This window comes from uncultured Pseudoflavonifractor sp., assembly GCA_904419835.1.
Lineage (GTDB): Bacteria > Bacillota > Clostridia > Oscillospirales > Oscillospiraceae > Pseudoflavonifractor.
Window position 1 is genome coordinate 22303 of the sequence record CAJFTA010000002.1, and the last position, 22189, is coordinate 44491.

Below are 22189 nucleotides of genomic sequence, written 5' to 3' on the forward strand. Positions count from 1 at the left end.
CCTTTCTCAGAGCTTGCAGGAACAGGAATGGGTTCCGCTGCCATAAATTGTATGACATCCGTCGGGCAGCGTCAACTCACAGCTTGCGCCCACAGGCACCGTCACTGTCACGGTCAGCGTGCCGTTCTCCGCCTTCCAGTCCACTGCGGCCCGGCCGTAGGGGGTCTCCACCCAGGCGCTGGCCCAGGTGAGGCCGCCGCCCACCAGGGGCTTGACGGCAAAGCGCTTGTAGCCAGCCTCCAGGGGTTCGATACCCGCTACCCGGCGGTAGAGGAAGTCGCCCACAGCGCCGGAGGCGTAGTGGTTGTAGGAGATCATCTTGTCCGTGCCGTCGTCCCCGATGGGGCACTGGCCGTTCTCGTCCAGGCCGTCCCACCGCTCCCAGATGGTGGTGGCCCCCACCTTCACCTCATAGAGCCAGGAGGGGCACTTGGTGTTGAGGAGCATTTTATAAGCGGTGTCGGCGTGGCCGTTGTCGGCCAGGGCGAAGAGGATGTAGGGCGTGCCGGGGAAGCCGGTGCCGATGCAGAAGTCGTTTTTCTCCACCAGCCGGGCCAGATTGTCCGCCGCCTTGGCCCTGGTCTCCGGCGGGAACATGCCGAACTGGAGGGGCAGGACATAGGCGGTCTGGAACTCGTTGAGGAGCCTGCCCTGGCCGTCGGTGAACACGGAGCAGTAGGCGTCGGCCACCTTGGCGCTCAGGTCTTTGTAGTAGGTAGCGTCCTCCGTCTCACCCAGCAGCTGAGCCACCCTGGCGGTCACCGCGCTGGTGTTGCACAGGCTGGCGGTGGCGGTCCACTTGCTGCGGGCCTGCCACTGCTGCATCTTGGGCACATCGGGGGCCACCCAGTCCCCGAAATGGAGCACCGAGGGAGTGCTCCAGATATACTTCTTCTTGCCGAAGCTGAGAAGTCCCGCCCAGAATTTGCAGGCCTTCACATACTTTTTCATCACCGGGTAGAACTTTTTCAGGATGGACAGGTCACCCCGGGCCATGTACTCCGCCCAGGGCACCAGCACGCAGGCGTCGCCCCACCAGTCCACCGCCATGGCGGGCATGGTGGCGGGGAAGCCGTACCCCTGGACGGGCACCGTGTTGGGGATGCCGCCGCCGGGCAGCTGCTCGGCCTGTACGTCCAGCATCCACTTCTCCAGGAAGCGGCTCATGTCAAAGTTATAGCAGGCGGTGGGGGAGAACACGGCGATGTCACCGGTCCAGCCCATGCGCTCGTCCCGCTGGGGGCAGTCGGTGGGGATATCCACAAAGTTGGACTTGGCGCCCCAGCGGATGTTGGACTGGAGCTGGTTGAGCATGTCGTTGGAGCAGGAGAAGCCGCCGTTGTCGTGTACGTCGGAGTAGAGGGCGGCGGCGGTGACGTGGATGTCCTCCGCGTCAATGCCCTCCACGCCCACATAGCGGAAGCCCATGTAGGTGAACCGGGGGGAGTAGGTCTGCTCCCCGTCCACGCAGGTGTACTCGATGCGGGCCTTGGCGGTGCGGAGGAAGGCGGTGTTCAGCGAGCCGTCCGGGTTGAGGATCTCGGCGTGGCGCACCAGGATCTTCTGGCCCCGCTTGCCACGGATCTTCAGCCGGACCACGCCGGCGAAGTTCTGGCCGAAGTCGTACACCAGGCAGTTTCCCACCCTGGTGCAGGAGACGGGGGAAAATTCCTCGTGGGCGGTGACCGCCGGGCCGTAGGCCGCCCGGATGGCCGGGCTGACCCGCAGCTTCTCCACTGTGGCGTTCCGCCAGCCGCCGGTCTCCGCCGTGGCGTCGTACACCTCGCCGTCGTACAGGTCGGCCTCCTTGAGGGGACCCTCCTCGGTGACCTGCCAGGAGGGGTCGGTGCCGATGATCTCCTCTGTTCCGTCCTTATAGGTGACCCGCAGCTCCAGCAGCAGGGCCTGCCGGTCGGCGGTGACCCGGTTCTTCCGGGTGAACACAAAGGATCCCACCGCCCAGCCGCCGGCCACCACCGCCGTCAGGGTGTTGTCCGCCCGGAGACAGCCGGTCACGTCGTAGGTCTGGTACTGCAAATTGGTCTTGTAGGAGGTAAAGCCGGGGGCGAAGTACTCGTTCCCCACCGGTGCGCCGTTGAGGGTCAGCTGGTAGACGCCCATAGCGGTGGCGCGGATTTTGGCCTCCTTCACCGCGCCCCGGAGGGCGAAGGTCTTGCGGAAGGTCATGGGCACGGGGGAGACCTTTTTCTCCGTGAAGGAGTAGGCCCCGTCGCTGATCCACTGCCCGGCCCAGGGGGTGTCCAGCCGCCCGGTCTCAAATTCCAGGGAGGCCCGGGCGGTCTCCCCGGCGTCGTCCACCGCCGTCAGCTCCGCCCGGTATCGGGTGAAGGGCTTCAGGGCCGGGCCGCCGTAGGGGATGGCCACCTGCCGGCCGGTCTCCACCGTCCAGCCGTTGACCGTCAGAACGGCCTTGGCCAGGGCCGCTCCGGCCCGGTCGCTGTCCAGGGAGAAACCGAACCGGGGGGCGGCCGCGTCGGTCACGCAGTGTTCCCGCTGATTTTCGCAGGTAAAGGTTCTGATGGTGAGCATATGCAACCGGCCTTTCTCGTGCTAGCATTGGTTCTTCTCTCCGGCCCCAGCCGGGAAAAGAAATTGCTGTGCCCAGGGCGTTTCCCCAGGCACAGCAATTCAAACCCTGTTCAGGCCTTCAACGCTTGCCTGTAGGTTCTCTCAGGCCTCTTTCCTGTTGAGGCGGAAGAAGGCTGCCGCCATGGCGGCCACGGCGGACACCGCCAGGCAGATCATGTTGGCAATGGTGCCGGTGGCGGAGGACAGGTTCTCGGGGGTCTGCACCTCCAGGGTGACGTCGGCGTTGGAGAAGTAGATGAAGCCCAGGCCCTCGGCTCTGGCGGCAATCAGATTGATGAGGCAGAGGGTGAGGAGCACGGGGGCGGCGATGCGCATGGCGCCGGAGACAAGCTCCGCCGCAGCGGCGGCGCCGCCGGTCAGCTTCAGCTGGGCCAGGACAATGGCCAGCGCCAGCAGGACGACGGCCAGGATGCCGTAGGGGAGCATGCTGCTCACGGCGGCGTTCTGGAAGTAGCCTGCACTGGAGATGTTCACACCGTAGACAATCAGAGAGGCCAGCGCCAGGATGGCGGCAATCAGGTTCACCCAAACGCCGGCGGACTGTTTCTTGATGTTCATGGTTAAACCTCCTCTTTCTTCTTCTCAGGGACCACGGTCAGGGCGATCCAGGCCACGGCGGTAATGACGGCCAGGGCGCCGCTGATGTAGGTGACGGCGGTGAGGGCGTTGTCCCACCAGGTGTTGACCCGCTCGGTGGACACGTTCATGATGGCGCTGTTGGCGTAGGTGTAGAGCTGGTACTTCAGGTTCTCCCGGGCCTGCTCCACCAGGGCGGAGTCGCCGCTGACGCTCTCCACGGAGATGTAGGGCCAGGTGGCGTCCACGCCGCCCTCACCCAGGTTGATGTGGTTGTCCTGGCCGCCGAAGTCGGCCACCTGGGTGATGCCGGCCATGACCATGGACTCGGCGTTGAAGTAGTACTTGTTGTTCATCATGTCGGTGGAGATAAGGCCGGTGTAGCCCCACTCGTTGCGGAGAATATCCACCAGCATGCCCACGTGGTGGGAGGCGTTGGTGGCGCCGATGCGGTTGAAGGCGATCATGACGGCCATGCCGTCGGCGTCGCTCAGGCCGCCCTCAAAGCAGCGCAGGTCGGTCTCGCGGAACTTCTGCTCGTTCATGTAGGCGGAGATGCCGCCGCGGTTGTGCTCCTGGTCGTTGAAGCCCATGTGCTTGGGGCCGTTGAGGATGCCCATGTCGGCGCAGCCCTGGAGAATGCCGTAGCCGATGCGGTTGGCCAGCATGGGATCCTCGGAGATGTACTCATAGTTGCGGCCGTTGTAGGGGGTGCGGCGCTGGGTCAGGCCGGTGCCCCACAGGTGGTAGCGCTGGAGCCACAGGCCGGAGTTGCCCTCCACGCGGCCCCACTCGTAGGCCAGGTCGGGGTTAAAGGAGGAGCCCATCAGGGTCTGGGAGTGGACGTTGAAGCGGTAGGTCTCGCCGGTGGTCTCGTCGGTGTAGGTGGCGGTGAAGCCGCTGACGCCCTCGTTCTGGATGACCACGGGGTTGTCCACGTTGGTCAGCACGTCGGACTGGCTGCCGCCGTGGATGACGGCGCCCACGGCCTCGTCAATGGTGATGGAGGAGACCAGGGTGTCCCAGAAGGGGTCGTCCACGCTCTCCAGCTGCTCATACTGGATGCTGGCGGTGTCGAAGCGGACGCCCTTGTCGCCGCCCTCGGCGGCGGGGCTGTCGGTCTGGATGGTGTAGGTCTCGCCCCGCAGCTCGGCAATCCACTCGTCAGCCCTGGGGCTGTCGGCGATGGTGACGGCCACCTCGTTGTAGTTGATGGGATAGGTGCCCTCCCAGTCGCTGCGGGAGAGATAGGTGACGGTGTCCTCGCCGGTCCAGTAGTTCAGGTCGGCGTCGTCGGCCACGTTGGTGACGGCGGTGCCGTTGGAGACGGAGAAGGTGGTGTCGTCCAGCTCGCCCAGGCTCCAGACCTGAGCGGTGCCGGAGGCCTCGGCGTCCATGCCGTCGGCGGTGGTGTAGCCCTGGGCGGCCAGGATGTTGTTCACGGCCTCGTGGGCTCCGGCGGCGGCGGTGAAGTAGTAGTCGCCGGCGTCCAGAATGTAGGTCTTGGCATTGGTGTAGTCGTAGCTGGCCAGGTACTTGGTGGGCACGGTGATGGTCACCTCGGCGGTGCCGCCGGCGGGGACCTCAGTCTTGCCGGAGTTGAGGAACATCACGGCGGACTTCTCCACCTTGTTCTCCACGTCGTAGTCGGTGTAGGGCTGCTGGACGTAGAGCTGGGCCAGGAAGTAGCCGTCCTGATCGCTGTTGTTCCTGATCTCCACCACGGCGGTGATGTTGCCGTCGGGGGTGCGGTCCACATTCACGCTCTTCAGGGTCTGGGTGTAGTCCAGATAGCTCAGGCCGTGGCCGAAGGAGTAGATCACTTCCTTATTGTAATCCCAGGCGGCGTCCTGGGTGGCGCCCGCGCCGGAACTGGCGCCGGAGGCGGGATTCACAATGGAGTCGTAATACCGGGTCTCGTAGTACTTGTAGCCCACGTAGATGCCCTCGGCCTCCACGATGTAGTAGCCGCCGTTGTAGGTGTCGCTGCCGCCGAAGGAGCCGGCGATGGTGTTGGCGATCTCCACGCCGGGGTAGCGGGGGTCGTCGCCGGCGCTATTGACGATCTCATAGTCGGCGTAGTAGCCGCCGCCGAAGTTCATCACGGCGGGGATGGAGGCGTTGTCGGCCACATAGGTGTCGGGCAGGGCGCCGGTGGCGTTGACCTGGCCGGTGAGCACGTTCACCACGCCGATGGCCTGGTAGTCATTGAGACAGCCGATGTAGGCGATGCCGTCCACCTCGTGGGCGCCGCCGGCGGCGATGTCCTTGATGACCATGGTGTTGCCGGTGTTCAGAAGGACGATGACCTTGGAGCAGGTCTCCCTGGCCACGTCGATGACGGCCAGCTCATCCTCACTCAGGGCCAGGGGGTCCATGCCGGTCTCCTCGCCGGCGTAGTTGACGGCGGAGCCGGGCATATAGGTGTTGCCCTCGCCGGCGCCCCGGGCGAACACGCAGATGCCGATGGTGTTCTCCTTGTCCACCTGGCTCTTCCAGTCGGCGGGCGCGCCCAGGTTCTCATACTCCGTGGGGGGCACCTCGGCGATCTGGTAGGTGGTCATGTCGCCGGGGGAGGCCACGTAGATGTGGTCATAGGCCACGGCGGTCTCCAGCTCGCCGGTCCACTGGTTGGGGACCTCCTCGGTGTGCTTGTTGAGAATGTTGTTCTGATAGAAGTCCTTCACCGTCTCGTTGATCGTCACACCCGCGTCGGTGAGGGCCTGGACCAGGTCCACCGCGTCGGCGTTGCCCGCCTTGTGGTCGCCGCTGGTGTAGGGATAGGGGGCATAGGCGGCCAGACCGAAGAGGGCCACGGTGGTGTCGGAGGCCAGAGGCAGCACATCGTTGTCATTCTTCATGATGACGGTGCCCTCTTCGCCCTCCCGGATGGCGATGTCCCGGGCGGCGGCCTTCATCTCGTCGATGGTGGCGTAGTCGCTCTGGAAGCGGGCGGAATCCTCATCGGTAATGGTGACATAGCTGCTGGTTCCAAGGAAGCCGTCCAGCGCTGAACGATAGCCCTCCGCGATGCCTGTGCCCACGACAGACAGGGCAAGCACGGAGGCCATGACAGCCGAAAGACCTCTCATGACGGGTGCAATTCGTTTCGCTTTCATCGTTTTTCCTCCCCATAGTAGCATGAACATTAACGGCCGTTCTGTTGTGAGGAATTATAACACTGGGGCAATCTTTTGTCCATGTTTTAGTGATAATATCCAACAAGTAGAAAGAACAACATACTTTTTGCTGCAATTGAACACAAATGAGCAGAAATGAGCATGAATAGGAGGGGAGAAATGGCATTGTGCCCGGAAACGGAATCCATAATATTCCAAAAACAAGGGAACATTGACAACAAAATGACCGAATGATACAATATCGGCGGATTATGGAGGGGGTAATTATGCATACGAACGAACGCTTTGACCTGATTCTGGACTATCTCAAAATGCACAAACGCGCAACAGTTGCGGATTTGAGCAAATTGGTGTATGTCAGCGAAGCCACGGTGCGCCGGGACCTGAACGAGATGCAGCGGATGGGACTGCTCCGCCGGACCCACGGCGGGGCCATGTACGCCGATGGGTCGGAGGAGGTGTCCATCTTTGTCCGGCAGGAGGTCAACGCCACCGGGAAGGAGGTCACCGCCTCCATCGCCCTGCCCCATCTGCCCGACTTCCATACCATATTCATTGACAACTCCTCCACCTGCCTGGCCCTGGTGCAGCGGATGAACCTGCAGCACAAGGTGGCGGTCACCAACGGCATCCAGGCCGCCACCTGGCTGACCCAGCAGGACGGCGTGCAGGTCATCATGCCCGGCGGCGAGCTGAAGCCCAACACCGGCTTTACCGGCAGCATGGCCTGCAACGCCCTGCGGGGCTTCCGGTTCGACGTGATGCTCTGCTCCTGCGCCGCCATTGACATGGAGGGCACCTATGAGAACTCCCTGGCGGTAAAGGAGCTGAAGGTCACCGCCATGGAGCTGTCCGACCGCTGCATCCTCATCACGGACAAGACCAAGTTCAGCCTGAAGTCCCCCTACCGCACTGTGGGCCTGCGGAAGTATGACAGCATCTTCACCGACGCGGAGGACGAGCTGCTCTCCCCCTACCGGGAGGCCGGGCTGCAGATCATCAACCGGTGACCGGGCGCAAGGGGGTTTTTCTGTGAGAATCCGCAGCGTTCCGGCGCTGCCGGGGGTGCTGGCCGCCGTGCTTCTGCTCCTGTCCGGCTGCGGGGCGGCCGGGGCGGGGACGCCCGCCTGCACGGTGGTCTTTGAGGACAACCCGGAGCTGTTTTTCTACAACCAGATCTATGAGACCGAGCGGGGCGGGGATGTGACGGCCACCGTGGGCGTGCCCACCGGCCGGCGCATCGATACGGTCAGCTTTGACCGCTATACTGTGTCCGGCAAGACCGGCTTTTCCGCCAGCTACGACTACTACACCCTCATCCTCCACGACGTGCGATACCCCGCCGTGGTGCGGCTGACCACGGCCCCCGCCCTCACCACGGTCTACTCCGCCGGGGCGGGCCGGGGGGAGACCGTCACCGTCCGGGAGGACAGCCCCCGCCTGTCCCCCAACACCCTGCCCTGGCGGGACCAGTTTGCAAGGCCGGGCTTTCTGGCCGTGGGGTGGAATACCGCCCCAGACGGCGGCGGCGCCCACATCGGCTTCGGCAGCCGGGCGGCCAGAGGGGAGGGGGAGGCATCCCTGACCCTCTACCCGGAGTGGCTCCCATGCACGCCGGAGGAGGCCTTCATCTGGAGGGCCCAGGACGGCGGCGCCGTCATCACCGGCTACGACGGCAGGGCGGGGGACCTGGTCATCCCCCAGACCCTGGGCGGCCTGCCCGTCACCGCCATCGCCGCCGGCGCCTTTGGAGCCGTGGCGGCGGAGACTGCAGCCCTGCCGCCCACGATAAGGGCCGTGGAGCCCGGGGCCTTTTCCGCCCTGACGGCGGAGCATCTGTACCTCTTTGACACCCTGGAGCAGGTGGACGAGGCCTCCTTCGGGGACTACGCCGTCACCCGCCTCCACCTCAACGCCGTCAAGGACCCGGCATACAGCGGCACCTACTTCGATACCTTCCCCGACAAGGCGGACTACCTCCGGTCAGTGGCGGAGGCGGACAAGCTGGTGCTCTTCTGCGGATCCTCCGCCCGGTTCGGGTACGACAGCCCCATGCTCGCCCAGGCCTTCCCCGGCTATGAGGTGGTGAACATGGGCGTGTACGCCTACGCCAACATGCTGCCCCAGGCCAGAATCGTCCTCCACTACATGAAGGAGGGGGACATCCTGCTCCACTCCCCCGAGCTGGACGCCATTGCGCAGCAGTTCTGCAGCAGCGCCGCCCTGGACAAGGAGACCTTCTGCATGACCGAATCCAACTACGACCTGCTCTCCCTGCTGGACTGCCGGGAATTCACCAATCTGTTCGGGGCCTTCGGGGCCTTTCAGGCCGCCCGGGCGGACATGGAGCCCCGGTCCTATGCCGACGCCCCCGCCCTGTACGACGAGGACGGCAACCGGCAGGAGCAGGCCACCTACAACCGCTACGGGGACTACATCCTCTACCGGGAGAACAACCTGTCCGGGGAAAATTTCGGCGTCAAGCGGGCCTTCTATAACGCCAGCCATATCACCGAGGCTGACTGGCAGGGCATCAACGCCCTGTACGACAGCTTTGCATCCAGGGGCGTGTCGGTGTACTTCACCTACTCCCCCCGCAGCCGCACCAGCATCTCGGAGGACAGCACGGAGGCGTCCATCGCGGAGCTGGACGCCCTGCTGCGGCAGCGGCTCCGCGCCCCGGTCATCTCCGACATCCGGTCCTCCCTCATGGAACCCCTGTACTTCTACGCCACCGACAACCATCTGAGCACCGAGGGAGCCAAAATTCACACCGCCCAGGTCATTGACGACCTGCGCCGGGCACTGGAGGGAGAAGCGTGAATCTGGTTGTTCTCCAGTACCCCCTCATCCCCATCCTGCTGGCCGCGTCCCTGGCGCTGACCGTCCTGGCCGGACGGCTCCGCCGGGGCGGCGGGATTGCGGCTGTGCTGTCGGTGCTGTCCACATCGGCCATGGTGATAGCCGCCCTGGCCTGCTCGGCGCCCTACGAGGAGATTCTGCTCCTGCTGCTCCTCCCGGCCCTGACCTGCTTTCTTGCCGTGGTAAGGGGGGAGAGGAAATGAGCTTTGTGTCCCCCGGCTTTCTCATCTTCCTCCCGGCGGTGCTGGTCCTCTACCGGCTCGTCCCCTGGCGGAGGCGGTGGATGGTGCTCCTGCCCGCCTCCTACTTCTTCTACGCCTACCACAGCCCCTGGCTGCTCAGTCTCATCTGTCTCACCACCCTGGTGTCCTACGGCAGCGCCCTGCGCATCGAGCGGGCGGAGACGAAAAAGCAGAAGCGGCGGGCGGTGATCCTGGATGCGGCGGTATGCCTGGGCGTCCTCTTCCTCTTCAAATACCTGGACTTTGCACTGGGCGGGGTGTTCTCCCTGCTGCGGCTGTTCGGGGTGGAGAGCGGCTTTACCGGCTTCCACCTGCTGCTGCCCATGGGCATCTCCTTCTATGTGTTCCAGACCATGTCCTACACCTTTGACGTCTACCGGGGCACCATCCGGGCCGAGCGCCACCTGGGGTACTACGCCCTGTTCGTCTCCTTCTTCCCCCAGCTGGTGGCCGGGCCCATCGAGCGCCCCGGCGACCTGCTGCCCCAGCTGAAGGCCCCCAATCCCCTGGAGCAGGCGGACATTGCCCAGGGCGTCCGGTTTCTGGTGCGGGGGTACGGCAAAAAGGTGCTCATCTCCGACTTTCTCGCCCCCTTTGTGGATACGGCCTACGGGGATGCCGCCGGGGCGGGGGGCGCGGCCATGCTACTGGCTACGGTGCTCTTTGCCCTGCAGATCTACTGCGACTTCTCCGGCTACTCCGACATCGCCGCGGGCTGCGCCCGGCTCATGGGCATCAGGCTCACGGAAAACTTCCGGCGGCCCTACGCCGCGTCCTCCCTCCGGGACTTCTGGCGGCGGTGGCACATCAGCCTGACCCGCTGGTTCACCGACTACCTGTACATCCCTCTGGGCGGCAGCCGCCGGGGGCTCTCCCGGCAGTGCGTCAACACTCTGGTGGTCTTTCTGGTCAGCGGCCTGTGGCACGGGGCCAATCTGACCTTTGTGGTGTGGGGCGGGCTCCACGGAGTGTTCCTGGCGGCGGAGACCGTGCTGCTGGGGCGGCGGCAGCTCGCCTCGCCCCTGGGCCGGGGGCTCCACCGGGCGGCCACCCTGGCGCTGGTGTGCCTGAGCTGGGTGTTTTTCCGCTCGGCCGACCTGCCCCAGGCATGGTTTATCCTCCGGTCCATCTTCACCGACTTCCGCCTGTCCGCCGCCCTGACCGGGCTGGGCATGGGCCGGGTGGAGCTGGCGCTGGTCTGCCTGCTGGCGCTTGTGCTGCCTCTGCTGGAGCGCCTGCCCGCCCTCGAGGTGCAGGCGGACAGAATCCGGGGGCGGTACGCCGTCCCTCTGCTCTATTTCCTGCTGGCCGCCGCTATTGTGGCCTGCCGCTGCCTGGTGCTGACAGAGCACGGGGCCACGGCCTTCATCTACTTTCAGTTTTAAGGGGAGGACGCCATGAAACAGCGAAAAACACCCTCCCCCGCCGCCCTCTGCGCCCTGCTGGCAGCGGCATTGTGCCTGCTGGCCGGGCTGCTGCTCCTCTTCGGCTTTGCCCTGCCGAGCCAGTATGAGGACACCTTTCTGGGGGAGATGAAGTACAAGATGGAGCGGCTGGAGACCACGGAGGGGCCCCGCATCATCGTGGTGGGGGGCAGCAGCGTGCCCTTCGCCCTGAAAAGCGGGCTGGTGGAGGAATATCTCCCCGGCTACCGGGCGGTGGACTTCGGCATGTACGCCGGCATGGGCACGGTGGTCATGCTGGACTGGGCCCAGACCCAGGCCCGGGAGGGGGACATCTTTGTCATCGCCCCGGAGCAAAATGCCCAGACCCTGTCCTGCTTTTTCTCCGGCGCGCTGGCCTGGCAGGCGGCGGACGGCGCCTTTGACCTGCTGCCCGCCATCGACCCCAGCCGGTATGAGTCCCTGGCCGCCGCCTTTCCCGCCTTTGCGGGGAAAAAGCTGTGGTACGCCCTGACGGAGGCCCCCGATCCGGAGGGAGTGTATGCCCGGTCCTCCTTTGACGAATACGGCGATATCGTCTACCCGGACCGGACGGCCAACATCATGTCCGGCGGCTATAACCCCAACGACCTCATCTCCTTCTCTCAGGACATCATTACAGAGGACTTCATCGACGCCCTCAACGACTTCGCCCGGGCGGTGACCGCCAAGGGGGCCAGGGTGGTCTACCACTTTCCGCCCATGAACGCCGCCGCCCTGGCGCCCGGCGCCGGCCAGGCGGCGGTGGACGCCTACTACGACTACCTGGACGGGCAGCTCCTGTTCCCCATTCTGGGGGACCCGGGCCGCTGCATCCTGGACAGCGGCTGGTTCTACGACACCAACTTCCACCTCAACGCCAGCGGCGCCGCCGTGTTCACCAAGCTGCTCATTGAGGACCTGAAGGTCTATCTGGAGGACACCTCCCCCACGGACATCGCCCTGCCCGCCATGCCCGCCCCGGGGGCCTCCGCCCTGGGGACGGACAATACCGACGCGGCCCTTTTCACCTACCGGCATACCGATGGCGGCTGGATTGTGTCCGGCCTGACCGAGGAGGGCCGGGCCGCCCAGGCCCTCACCCTGCCCGGCAGCTACCAGGACGAGCCGGTGGTGGGAATGGATGAAACATTATTTTTAGACAATAAAAATATACGTGAAATTACAGTTCAGCCCAACATCGGCATCCTGTATGACGGCATGTTCTCCGGCTGCACCGCCCTGCAGAAGCTGATCCTCACCGGGGAGGACCCGTCGGCCTACGCCGCAGGGGACGGCCTGCGGGACGGGGCGGATTTCCTCATCTGCGTGCCGGAGGAGACCCTGGACCGGTACCGGAGGGACTACTTCTGGCAGGCCTATGCCGCCTGGATTCAGCCCATGGAGGGATAGGGAAGGGTGCGGGCGCGTCACGCGCCCGCACCCTTTTTGCATTTTATGACAGGAAAAAGCCGGAATTCCCTTTTCCAACCTGCCCCGGCATAGTATAATGTTGAAAAACGGGCGGCAGGCCCAACAGGAGCGGGGGCCGCCGGGGGACAGGATATTGGGAGGAAGGTTATGGCGGAGAGGAAGCGGGGACCGGGGGAGAGCCCCTTCGAGTCCCTGAATATGTTGAAGAAAAAATGGAAGGACGGCACCTTTTCCGAGGTTCTGGAGGACTGGAAGTGGATCTTCGGGTACAGCGCCCGGTACAAGGGGGCCATTGCGTTCTATATTGTGATGGGCATACTCAGCACCTCTCTGGGGCTGGTGAGCAGCGTGGCGGGGAAGTACGCCATCGACGTCATCACCGGCCACGAGACCAGCAAGCTGTGGCTGGTGATTCTCATTATGGTGAGCAGCGCCCTTGTCAGCCTGCTGTTCACCAGCGTCATCAGCCGGGTTTCCACCAGGCTGGCCCTGGACATTGACAACGACATCCGGGCGGACATCTTTGACCAGATCATGGACGCGGACTGGCTGTCCCTGAGCCGGTACACCAGCGGCGACATCCTCAACCGCTTCAACGGGGACGTGGGTACGGTGAGCAGCAACGCCATCAAGTGGCTGCCCAGCGTGATCATCGCGGTGTACCAGTTTGCCGCCACCTTCCTGGTGCTGTTCTACTACGACTGGGTGATGGCCCTGATTGCCCTGGGCAGCGCGCCCTTCCTGCTGCTGGCGGGGCGGCTGCTGGTGCGGCGGCAGCGGGAGTACAACCGCCGGGTGCGGGAGGCCAGCAGCGACCTGATGGCCTATGAGGTGGAGGCGGTGAGCAATTTCGACACCATCAAATCCTTCGGTGTGGGCCCCCATTACAGTGAAAAGCTCCGCTGGTGGCAGGCGCGGTTCCGGGACATCAGCCTGAAATACAACCTGTTCTCCATCAAGAGCGGCGCACTCATGTCGGCGCTGGGGATTGTGGTCCAGTTCATAGCCTTTGGGTACTGCCTGTTCCGCCTGTGGGGCGGGGGGATCACATACGGCACCATGACCCTTTTTCTCCAGCAGCGCAGCGAGCTGTCCAACGCCTTCACCAACCTGGTGTCCATCATCCCCAGCTTTCTCAGCAGCTCGGTCTCGGCCCACCGGATCCGGGAGCTGGCGGAGCTGCCCCGGGAGGCGCACCTCCCGGAGAGCGGCGGGCTGGACGCCCGGGGCGGCGGGGGCTTTGAGGTGCGGATGGAGCACGTGACCTTCTCCTACCGGGCGGGGGACAGGGTCATCACTGACTCGGCCTTCCGCGCCGCGCCCGGGGAGATTGTGGCCCTGGTGGGCCCCTCCGGGGAGGGCAAGACCACCCTGATCCGCCTGATTCTGGGCTTGGTGTGCCCGGGGGAGGGGAGCGTGGTCCTCCGGGACTGCGCCACCGGCCGGGAGGCGCCGGCCAATGCGGAGACCCGGCGGCTCTTTGCCTACGTGCCCCAGGGCAACACCATTTTTTCCGGCACTGTGGCGGAGAACATGCGCCTGGTGAAGGAGTCCGCCACGGATGAGGAGATCATAGAGGCCCTGAAGCTGGCCTGCGCCTGGGAGTTCGTGGAGAAGATGCCGGAGCAGATCAACAGTCCGGTGGGCGAGCGGGGGAAGGGGCTGTCGGAAGGCCAGGCCCAGCGGCTGGCCCTGGCCCGGGCCCTGCTGCGGGACGCGCCCGTCCTGCTGCTGGACGAGGCCACCTCCGCCCTGGACGTGGCCACCGAGCGGGCGGTGCTGCGCAATATCGCCGGCTGCGGCAGGGGAAAGACCTGCATTGTTACCACCCACCGCCCCAGCGTCCTCAATCTCTGTCAGCGGGTCTACCGGGTGATGGACACCCATGTGACCGAGCTGAGCCAGGAGGAATCGGGCCGCATGGCCATGGATTTCTGACTTTACCGCCGGGCCGCCGGCCGGAGGCGAAGATATACAAGAGTCCCCCGTGAACCAAGGGTTCACGGGGGACTCAGCGTGCAGAAGGCCTCGCAGAGTTCGCGCCCTCAGGCGCGAAGAAAGTGAAATCTGTTTTCTCCTGGGACATGTGCCTGGGAGAAAACACTGCTCAGGCCGCAGGTGTGGCCTTTGTCCGCCTAATGCGGGCAAAGGACGCGCGCAGCGGCCTGCATCCCACTCGAAAAAGGCGCTTCGCACCTTTTTCGAAAGACAGACCCCCGCGAACCAACGGTTCGCGGGGGTCTGCTGCTCTGTGGAATTATCTGTTGCCCATAACCTCGCCGCCGTTGGGGTCGGGGGCGGAGTTGGCCTGGGACCAGGCCCGCTCCAGAGCGGCCCAGTCGCGGACGGGCTGGAGGACAGTCCAGGACTCAACCTGGGTGCCGTCCACCTCGATGAGCTCAAAGTCATGGGAGTTGGTGGCCTCCTGGACGGCGGCATAGTACCAGGTGGTGGTATCCATGTTGTCGGGCCAGGTGATCATATCGGGCAGCATGTGCTCCGCGGAGGGGGCGCGGCCCAGGGTGCGGTTGACAATGGTCATGGCCTCGGCGCGGGTGATGTAGGCGTCGGGGTCGAAGGTGCCGTCGCCGCGGCCCTCAATGATGCCCAGGACGGCGGCGCGGTTGATGTACTGGTTGGCCCAGTGGCCGGCAATGTCGGGGAAGATATCCTCGCCCTCATAGGTGCCGCCGAAGAAGCGGACCGCGATGGTGGCGAACTCGGCGCGGGTGATGGGGGCGTCGGGATCGAAGAGGCCGCCGGGCTTACCGGTGATGATGCCGGCGTTGGTCAGGGTGGCGGAGGCGTTGTTGAACCAGTCGCTGCTGTCGGTGTCCACATAGACGCTGTCGGTGCTCCAGAACATGGTCCGGGACTCGTCGGTCAGCATACGGAAGAAGATGGTGGCCACCTCGGCGCGGGTGATGGAGGCCATGGGGTGGACCAGACCGTCGTCACGGCCGATGATGTAGGCGAAGTGATCGGTGGTGTTCAGGTCGGGACCGGGGCCCAGGGGGACGTCGGGATCCTCGATGTCAGTGCCGCCGTCACCGCCGTCGCTGAGGGTATAGGTCACGGAGGGACGGGGGAAGTACAGCTTGGACTCGGTGCCGTCGGGGGTCAGATAGGCCTCCACGTTGGGGTAGGTAGTGTGGGTGCCCAGAATGCCGCTGTGGCTGACCAGCCGGGCGGTGTAGGTGATGGACAGCTTCTGACCGCGGAGCAGATCCTGGTGCAGGGTGAGGGTGAAGTGCTCGGTACCGTCAGAGGCCTCGGTGTAGTTCAGGGTGAGGAACTCCCGGCCGTCCTCGGTGTGGAAGACCAGGCTGTCCTTGTCGCCCATGGTCTGGCTCTCCCAGTACAGGCCGCCCTGGTCGGTGCCGTTGGCGTTGGTGAGGCTGACGCGGATGGCCTCGTAGGTGGCCAGGTCAAAGTTGTAGTTCTCATCAGAGCTGTAGCCCAGCACGTCGGTGATGACGCTGCCGGCGGGGACGGCCACGTTGGCGGACTGGCCGTACATGACGCTGATGATGTCATCCAGCTGGGAGGCGGTGTTGTCCAGGGTGGCGTCAAAGCCGCCGTTCTCCACGCTCTTGCTCTGGGCGTAGTCGATGAACTCAGCGGCCAGCTGGGAGAGGGCGGTCACGCCGGCGTCATCCTGATAATAAGGATAGCCCACGGTGACCAGCTTCACGCCGGCGTCGGCCACCTTGTCCAGCTCCTTGGCGGCGAAGTAGACGCCGGTCTCAAAGTTGGTGAGGGCGTCGGCGTCGTCCTTGACGGCCTGGACCGCGGCGGCCAGGGGCTCGTTGGCGGAGGCGCTGCCGTAGGTCTGGGGGGCGGCAGACAGGTCCTGGGCCAGCAGGTTGTTCAGGCTGGTCAGGGACTGGTAGCCGCCCTCGGCGGCGTCGTTGTTGGCCATGGGGGCGGTGGTGCCGTCGGCCTTATAATAGGAGTTGTTCACGGCGTTGCCGCTGTCGTCCAGCCAGTAGAAGCTGCCGCCGTCGGTGATGAGCACCAGGTAGCGCTTGTCGGCGGCCACGGTGTCGGTGGACAGGCCGCTGAGGGCGTTCAGGCCCTCCCGGATGCCGGCCTGGACGTTGGTGCCGTGGTCAGAGGCCAGGACAAAGGCGGCGCAGTCGTTCTCCACATTGGCCAGGTCGTTCTGGGAGTCGCCGGTCAGGAGCTGGGGCTCCATCACGGTTCTGGCGGTGGTGGTGAAGATGGTCAGGCCGGCGTAGATGTTCTTGTCGGCCATGAACTTGAGGGCGTCGGCCCAGTTTTCCACGTAGGTCTTGTTGTCCTCGCTGAGGAAGAGGCTCTGGGTGGCATCCAGCACGAACTGGATGGCGATGGGGTTTTCGTTGGTGTTGGCCACCACGTCCAGGGTGATGGTGGTGTCGCTGCCGGCCAGCTCGCTGGCCTGCTTGCCCAGGGTGACGCCGCCCTCTGTGTTGGCGGGCGGGTTGGTTACCGCGGCAGTGGCGGCGGGGAGCATGCCAATCAGCATGACGGCAGCCAGCGCCGCGGCCAGGAATTTGCGCATACGCATAGCTCATACCTCCGTTTGCAATTTGCATAAAACGGCGCGGCAGACAGCCGGAGAATCTGCGCGCCGCATGCTAACTCATGACAAATTATAGCATAGCTCAGCGGAAACAGCAACAAAAAATCATCCACAGGAAGGGGAAATTTCCAATATTAGTTTGTGAGCGGTTTATGACGCTTTTTGGTTACATATGCGCGAAACATTGCAAAAACGCGGGTGAATAAGTAAAAAAGGGGAATCACATGTTAAAAAATATCCGAAAGAATAAAGGAAGATTCTTGAATTTGAGTGCCGCCTATGCTATACTAACCAAAAATAGGTGCGCTTTCGGCGGAAGGGCCGGAACGAGCCTGATGGTTTGCAGCCAGACCCCTGTATCGACGGTGACGCCGGAAGCCGGCCTTGCGGGGCAACTGTTTTGCAAGGGAGGAGATAAAGTTATGAAGAAAGCAGTGCGGAAGGGCGCGTCCAAAGCGGCAGCGCTGGTACTCAGCCTGGCGATGATCTTCGGCATGGTGCCCCTGGTGGGCGCTTCAGCGGAAGAGACGGCGGGCGCGCAGGACAATTTCGACCGCATCGTCCATCTGGACATGGGCCGGAAGTATTTCACCCCCGAGTGGATCAAGGCGCTTATTAAGGAGAGCGCGGCGCTGGGGTATACGGCGCTTGAACTGGACTTCTCCAATAATGAGGGATTCCGGTTCTCCCTGCCTGAAGAGCAGATGAAGATTGAGGTAGGCGGCTATGAGACCGTGCTCGTGGAAGTGGAGCCCGAGGAGCCTGCGGCGCCCGTGGAACCCACCGAGCCTGCGGCGCCTGTGGAATCCGCCGAGCCCGTGGAGCTCACCGAGCCTGCGGCACCTGTGGAATCCACCGAGCCCGTGGAGCCCACTGAGCCTGCGGCGCCTGTGGAGCCCACTGAGCCCACTGAGTCTGCGCCCCAGTATAAGGAAGTGCAGGTCTGGAACAGCAAGACCGTGGATCTCACCGCGGCGCTGAGCAGCGATGGCTACATTACTGCGGATCAGATGGAGGACATCATTGCCTGTGCTGACGAGGCTGGCATCGAGATTATCCCCCTGCTGAACAGCCCCGGCCATATGGGCGCTATTCTGGATGTGTTCCCGGAGTACCGCTGGACTGCCAAAAATGGAAAGACCAGTGAATCCACCATTGATTTGAGGAACGAGGAAGCGGTGAAGTTTGCCCAGGGCGTGGTGAGCGCCTACGCCAAGTGGTTCGCGGAGCAGGACTGCACGACCTTCAACATCGGCGCGGATGAGTTCGCCAATGATATTGGCGATTCTGTTGGCGACATAATGGGTCTGGATTACATTTATAAAAATGATCGTGACCTGTATGGAGCGCTGATTGACTATATCGACGACCTGGCGGTTTTCGTGGAAGGCTGCGGAATGACCCCCCGCGCCTTCAACGACAGCTTCTGCTACAGCAATGATACCAGCGACGCCCCCAGCCGCAATATTCAGGTCTGCTACTGGTCCTCCGGCTGGAACGGCTATTCCCCTGCTTCTGCCTCCACGCTGGCGGATGAGGGCTATGAGTTGATCAACACCCACGGCAACTACTACTATATCCTGGGGAAGGACGACTGCTGGGACCGCGGCGCTGGGTATGACTTCAACAACAATGCCTTTGCCGGCGGAAGCACCATTTCCGACCCGGCGGGCGCCATGTTCTGCATCTGGTGCGACGATCCCATTGCTGAGACAGAGCAGCAGGTGGCCGAGAAGATTCGCCTGCCCCTGCGCGTCATGGCGGCCCGCATGCAGGGCGAGGACGTGAGCGCCGGCTCCGTTGACATGACGGTAATCCCCGGCGGCTTCAATGCCGACGGCACCATCAACACCGATGCGCCCAGCACTGAGGTGAAGGATGAGGCCACCGGCGTGGCGGTCACGGCGCCCGGCCTGACCGGCATTGCGGTGGAGAAGGCGGATGCTCCCGCTCTGGCGGAAGTCCCCTATGTGGCCTATAATGTCACCCTCAACGGCGGCGGATACACAGGCTCTGCGGAGGTCACCATCCCCCTGGCGGGCACTGGGCTGGAGAATGCGGAGGCCCTGATGGGCTTTGTGCTGGAGCAGGATGGTTCCGTGACCCCGGTTGAAGGCCAGCGCAGCGGCGCGGACTTTACCTTTACCGCCCCCCATTTCTCCACCGTGGGCGTCTACGACGCCTCCGCGCTGGCGGCCTCCTCTGTCGCCGGGGACTATGAGCAGTTCACCGGTACGATGGAGGAAGGGCGGTACCTGATTGTCTATGAGTATACGCATCGTGAGGGCAGTTGGCCTAATTATCATAATGTTACCGACTACTACACCCTGGGCTCCGACGGCTTGGCCTCTTTGGTCGAACGGGACGAGAACGGCGTCATCACCCTGGACGAGAACGATGGGAACCTCCTGTGGAACTTTGAGCGGAGCGGCAACGGCTGGGCCATCACCAACAGCGAAGGCCATCGGATGGGCATGAGCGGCAGTAAAGGGTGGTTTGGCAGCTGGACCATCACCCCCGACTATAATGACAGCAATCCCTGCGTTTTTACAGTCAGCTCCTCCGGCAATGGATGGAACATCAGCGCGGGTGTTACGGACGGAGGCGACAACACCACCGGCTATTTGGTGGGAACTGCTGATCGGTGGGGAGATGTCTCCTTTAGCGGCGACACCGATCAGGGCACCCTTTATCTCTACAAGCTGGCTGAGCCTACTTATGCGGTGACTATCATCTGCCAGACCGAGGACGGTGTGGAGATTCAAAAAGTCCAGGAGATGTGGCCTGCGGGTGCCGCTGTTATCGAGGCCCCCTCGATTTCGGGCTATGACGTGGTTCCCCCTTCTGAGCAGACCATCGCTGTAACGCCCTCCGGCCTGAATACCGTGACCTTTACTTACAAGCAGTCCGAGAATCCGCCGTCCAATGCTCTGCGTGGCAACAGCCTCGAGGTTGAGTGGTGGATTACCAACAGCATGGTGCGCGAGGAGGCTAACGATTGGGCGGATAGCTCTACCACCATCTCCAGTTCCGATGCCAATAGCAATGACGGCGTGGCGCTGACGGGAGTCTCTCCCGAGACGGCCTACTCCAACTACGACGGCTGGGTGGAGCTGCATTACTGGCAGAGCATGCGTCTCGACCGCGATAATCACCAGACCGGCGACAGCGGCGACGATGAGACCGCCGACGGCACCGTCATCACCCGGGTGCGCTATCACAACGGCGCCTGGCAGTACATGGACGAGAACGGCCTCTGGAACTGGTTTGTCAGTGGCGACCAGGTGGTCACCTACTACATGCGGCACACGGATATCACCAAAGAGATTACCACCGCCATGAAGGACTGGGGCTATGATCCCAATACTTCCGGGGGTACTTCGGATACTTCTGGTGGCGATGGCCAGGTGGCCCTGTCGGTGGCTGTGGTCTATCCCGACGGCAGCCTCAGTCCCGCAGAGGGGGACATCTACCTCAACTCCACCACCATTTTCAACTACTGGGCGGGCCGGGACATCGGCATCATCGCCCCCCTCAATAACTCGGAGTATACCGTCACCCGTATCACGGTTGTCGACGGCGAGCGCGATGACCGAGGATGGTGGGATGATAGAAACACCAACGTATGGTATGGCGACGACACCATCACCTGGAATAAAGAGAATGGCCGGTTTGTCGAGAGAGAGGTCTGGAGCGAGGACATGGGCGGCGCGCCCATGGTGAACGGTAAAGTCAGCAACATCACCTGGCCCGCCAAGAGCACTGCCAAGCTGGTTCTCATCTACCTGGAGCCTGTGAAGCGAGAGAGCAACCTGAAGGTGGAGTATCGAGTGGACGACGCGTCCAAGACTCTGCTCTATGGCTTCGATGTTGTGGTCTCCGAGACCGCTGAGGAGCCTGTGACCTTCCTCAACAGCCTGGTGAACGGTTCTGATCAGCCCCCTTATCAGCCCGGCGAGATTGACCTGTCTGACGATGCCTACATTGTCAACAGCTCTAACGTCCACCAGACCTTCAACAAGAATTTGGCCACCATTCCCGACCTAAACCTGCCGGCACGATATAATTATGTCCGCGCGGAGATTTCTGAGGATGGTAAGACGCTGACTCTCTACTATAACCGTCTGGCTTCTCAGTATCAGTTCGTGGTGGACTACGGCCTGCCGGTGGAAATTGATTTTGCGGCGCTGAGCATCGAGGCGAATGGCCTTCAGTCGGTCAGCGGCGGCACTGCTGATATGAGTGTGGCGGCCGACCTGGCCAGTCAAACGCTGACTGTGACGCCCAAGGGTATTTTGAACGACACAGCCACTGTCCCCCTGACCCTGACATATAAGGACACGTCGGGCGGTACCAACACCCAGGAGGTCACTGTGGACTTCATTCCCGCCTCCACGGTGTACTATGAGGATACGGAACCTTTCGTAGACTACAGCGGTAATTGGAGCCTTGTTGGAGATGCGGACACCGATCGCGCTCAGACCACCAGCAAGCTGGGCGACAAGGCTATCTACGGGTATGATGCTGCTTATGGCACCGATGCCACCTACAGCGGCGGCAGCGCCCACAAGGTTACGCTGTCCTCTGGACAGACCGCCACGGCGACCTTCAGCTTCCACGGCACCGGCTTCCAGCTGGTCAGCATGACCGACGCCACCTCCGGCTGCATCACGGTCCACGTCGAGGGCAATGGGGTTGACAAGTACTACTTCGTGGATAACTACTATGCCAGCGGCACGCTCTACCAGGTGCCCGTCATGAAGGTGGACGACCTGGAGCTGGGCAATTACACCGTTACGGTCACGGCGTGTTATCTTAACAGCCGCAACTGGGATAGCGATGAAGCGGGCACCTCCACCTTCGTGCTGGACGGCATCCGCATCTACAAGCCCATCGGCGACTACGCGGACTATGCGCAGGACAACGAGGGCGGCGCGGTTTACAGCGAGATCCGCAACACCCTGATCGGCGGCTGGCAAGATACCAACAAGGTCTATGTGGATACCCTCGGGGAATCCACGAATGAGCTTGGCAAGTATCTCAAGGTCGGCCCCAACAATGAGGTCTACCTGAAGGAGAACGACCAGATCACCTTCACCGTGCCTGAGGGCGGCTCCATCGTCCAGATTGGCGCCAAGCTGGTGTCCGGCGGCAGAATGACCTTTAGTGTAACTGGCACTGACATCAATGACTCCGAGACTATCAGCACCGCGACCGCGACTGAGATGTACTACCTGCTGGATGGCGTGCAGCCCGGCAATACAATTACCATCACCGCCGCAGGCGACGGAATCCTGTCCCTCACCAACCTCAAGCTTGTAAGCGGTTCTTAAGAAA

The 22189-nt window shown here is 63.2% G+C and carries 11 protein-coding genes; 7 read left to right on the plus strand and 4 right to left on the minus strand.

Annotated features, from left to right (window positions below; all coding sequences use genetic code 11):
• Positions 1–6 precede the first annotated feature (6 nt).
• From QZY67_RS00530 to QZY67_RS00540, 3 genes are all read right to left on the minus strand, one after another.
• Positions 7–2550, minus strand: coding sequence for an alpha-L-rhamnosidase (locus QZY67_RS00530; RefSeq protein WP_295368058.1), 2544 nt, complete (start codon positions 2548–2550; stop codon positions 7–9).
• Positions 2551–2691: 141 nt separating this feature from the next.
• Positions 2692–3168, minus strand: a complete 477-nt coding sequence (locus tag QZY67_RS00535) for a hypothetical protein (protein WP_295368059.1) — start codon at positions 3166–3168, stop codon at positions 2692–2694.
• A gap of 2 nt (positions 3169–3170) precedes the next feature.
• The gene (locus QZY67_RS00540) at positions 3171–6305 is read right to left on the minus strand and encodes a glycoside hydrolase family 3 C-terminal domain-containing protein (protein WP_295368060.1); all 3135 of its coding nucleotides are present in this window, start codon (positions 6303–6305) and stop codon (positions 3171–3173) included.
• Between the two features lie 287 nt (positions 6306–6592).
• On the opposite strand from QZY67_RS00540, the gene QZY67_RS00545 reads away from it, so the two are divergent.
• The 6 genes from QZY67_RS00545 to QZY67_RS00570 all read left to right on the plus strand — a co-directional run bounded on the left by QZY67_RS00545 (position 6593) and on the right by QZY67_RS00570 (position 14223).
• Positions 6593–7336 carry a DeoR/GlpR family DNA-binding transcription regulator gene (locus tag QZY67_RS00545; protein WP_295368061.1) on the plus strand — a complete coding sequence of 248 codons (744 nt, stop codon included), beginning with the start codon at positions 6593–6595 and terminating at the stop codon, positions 7334–7336.
• Between the two features lie 22 nt (positions 7337–7358).
• A complete protein-coding gene (locus tag QZY67_RS00550) occupies positions 7359–9149 on the plus strand; it encodes a hypothetical protein (RefSeq protein ID WP_295368062.1) in 1791 nt (596 codons plus the stop codon).
• Positions 9146–9391: a hypothetical protein gene (locus QZY67_RS00555; RefSeq protein ID WP_295368063.1), complete on the plus strand. Its 246-nt coding sequence runs from the start codon at positions 9146–9148 to the stop codon at positions 9389–9391. Before QZY67_RS00550 ends, QZY67_RS00555 begins: the two co-directional genes overlap by 4 nt.
• Positions 9388–10815 (plus strand): MBOAT family O-acyltransferase, encoded by a 1428-nt coding sequence (locus tag QZY67_RS00560; RefSeq protein WP_295368064.1) that lies wholly within the window; start codon positions 9388–9390, stop codon positions 10813–10815. The genes QZY67_RS00555 and QZY67_RS00560 overlap by 4 nt, the downstream gene beginning before the upstream one ends.
• 12 nt (positions 10816–10827) lie before the next feature.
• Positions 10828–12264 (plus strand): hypothetical protein, encoded by a 1437-nt coding sequence (locus tag QZY67_RS00565; RefSeq protein ID WP_295368065.1) that lies wholly within the window; start codon positions 10828–10830, stop codon positions 12262–12264.
• A 168-nt stretch (positions 12265–12432) separates the two neighbouring features.
• Positions 12433–14223: an ABC transporter ATP-binding protein gene (locus tag QZY67_RS00570; protein WP_295368066.1), complete on the plus strand. Its 1791-nt coding sequence runs from the start codon at positions 12433–12435 to the stop codon at positions 14221–14223.
• 319 nt (positions 14224–14542) lie between these two features.
• Here QZY67_RS00570 and QZY67_RS00575 read toward each other — a convergent pair whose 3' ends face one another.
• Entirely contained in the window at positions 14543–16837 is a 2295-nt protein-coding gene (locus tag QZY67_RS00575; protein WP_295368067.1) for an S-layer homology domain-containing protein, read from the minus strand.
• 437 nt (positions 16838–17274) lie between these two features.
• Between QZY67_RS00575 and QZY67_RS00580 the strand changes: the two genes are divergently transcribed.
• Positions 17275–22185 (plus strand): family 20 glycosylhydrolase, encoded by a 4911-nt coding sequence (locus QZY67_RS00580; RefSeq protein WP_295368068.1) that lies wholly within the window; start codon positions 17275–17277, stop codon positions 22183–22185.
• Positions 22186–22189: the final 4 nt, after the last annotated feature.

What these genes read in the sequence shown, in the direction of transcription:
- QZY67_RS00530 (WP_295368058.1), bottom strand. Translation starts at nt 2,550, where the DNA reads ATGCTCACCATCAGAACCTTTACCTGCGAAAATCAGCGGGAACACTGC.
- QZY67_RS00535 (WP_295368059.1), bottom strand. Translation starts at nt 3,168, where the DNA reads ATGAACATCAAGAAACAGTCCGCCGGCGTTTGGGTGAACCTGATTGCC.
- QZY67_RS00540 (WP_295368060.1), bottom strand. Translation starts at nt 6,305, where the DNA reads ATGAAAGCGAAACGAATTGCACCCGTCATGAGAGGTCTTTCGGCTGTC.
- QZY67_RS00545 (WP_295368061.1), top strand. Translation starts at nt 6,593, where the DNA reads ATGCATACGAACGAACGCTTTGACCTGATTCTGGACTATCTCAAAATG.
- QZY67_RS00560 (WP_295368064.1), top strand. Translation starts at nt 9,388, where the DNA reads ATGAGCTTTGTGTCCCCCGGCTTTCTCATCTTCCTCCCGGCGGTGCTG.
- QZY67_RS00565 (WP_295368065.1), top strand. Translation starts at nt 10,828, where the DNA reads ATGAAACAGCGAAAAACACCCTCCCCCGCCGCCCTCTGCGCCCTGCTG.
- QZY67_RS00570 (WP_295368066.1), top strand. Translation starts at nt 12,433, where the DNA reads ATGGCGGAGAGGAAGCGGGGACCGGGGGAGAGCCCCTTCGAGTCCCTG.
- QZY67_RS00575 (WP_295368067.1), bottom strand. Translation starts at nt 16,837, where the DNA reads ATGCGTATGCGCAAATTCCTGGCCGCGGCGCTGGCTGCCGTCATGCTG.
- QZY67_RS00580 (WP_295368068.1), top strand. Translation starts at nt 17,275, where the DNA reads ATGAAGAAAGCAGTGCGGAAGGGCGCGTCCAAAGCGGCAGCGCTGGTA.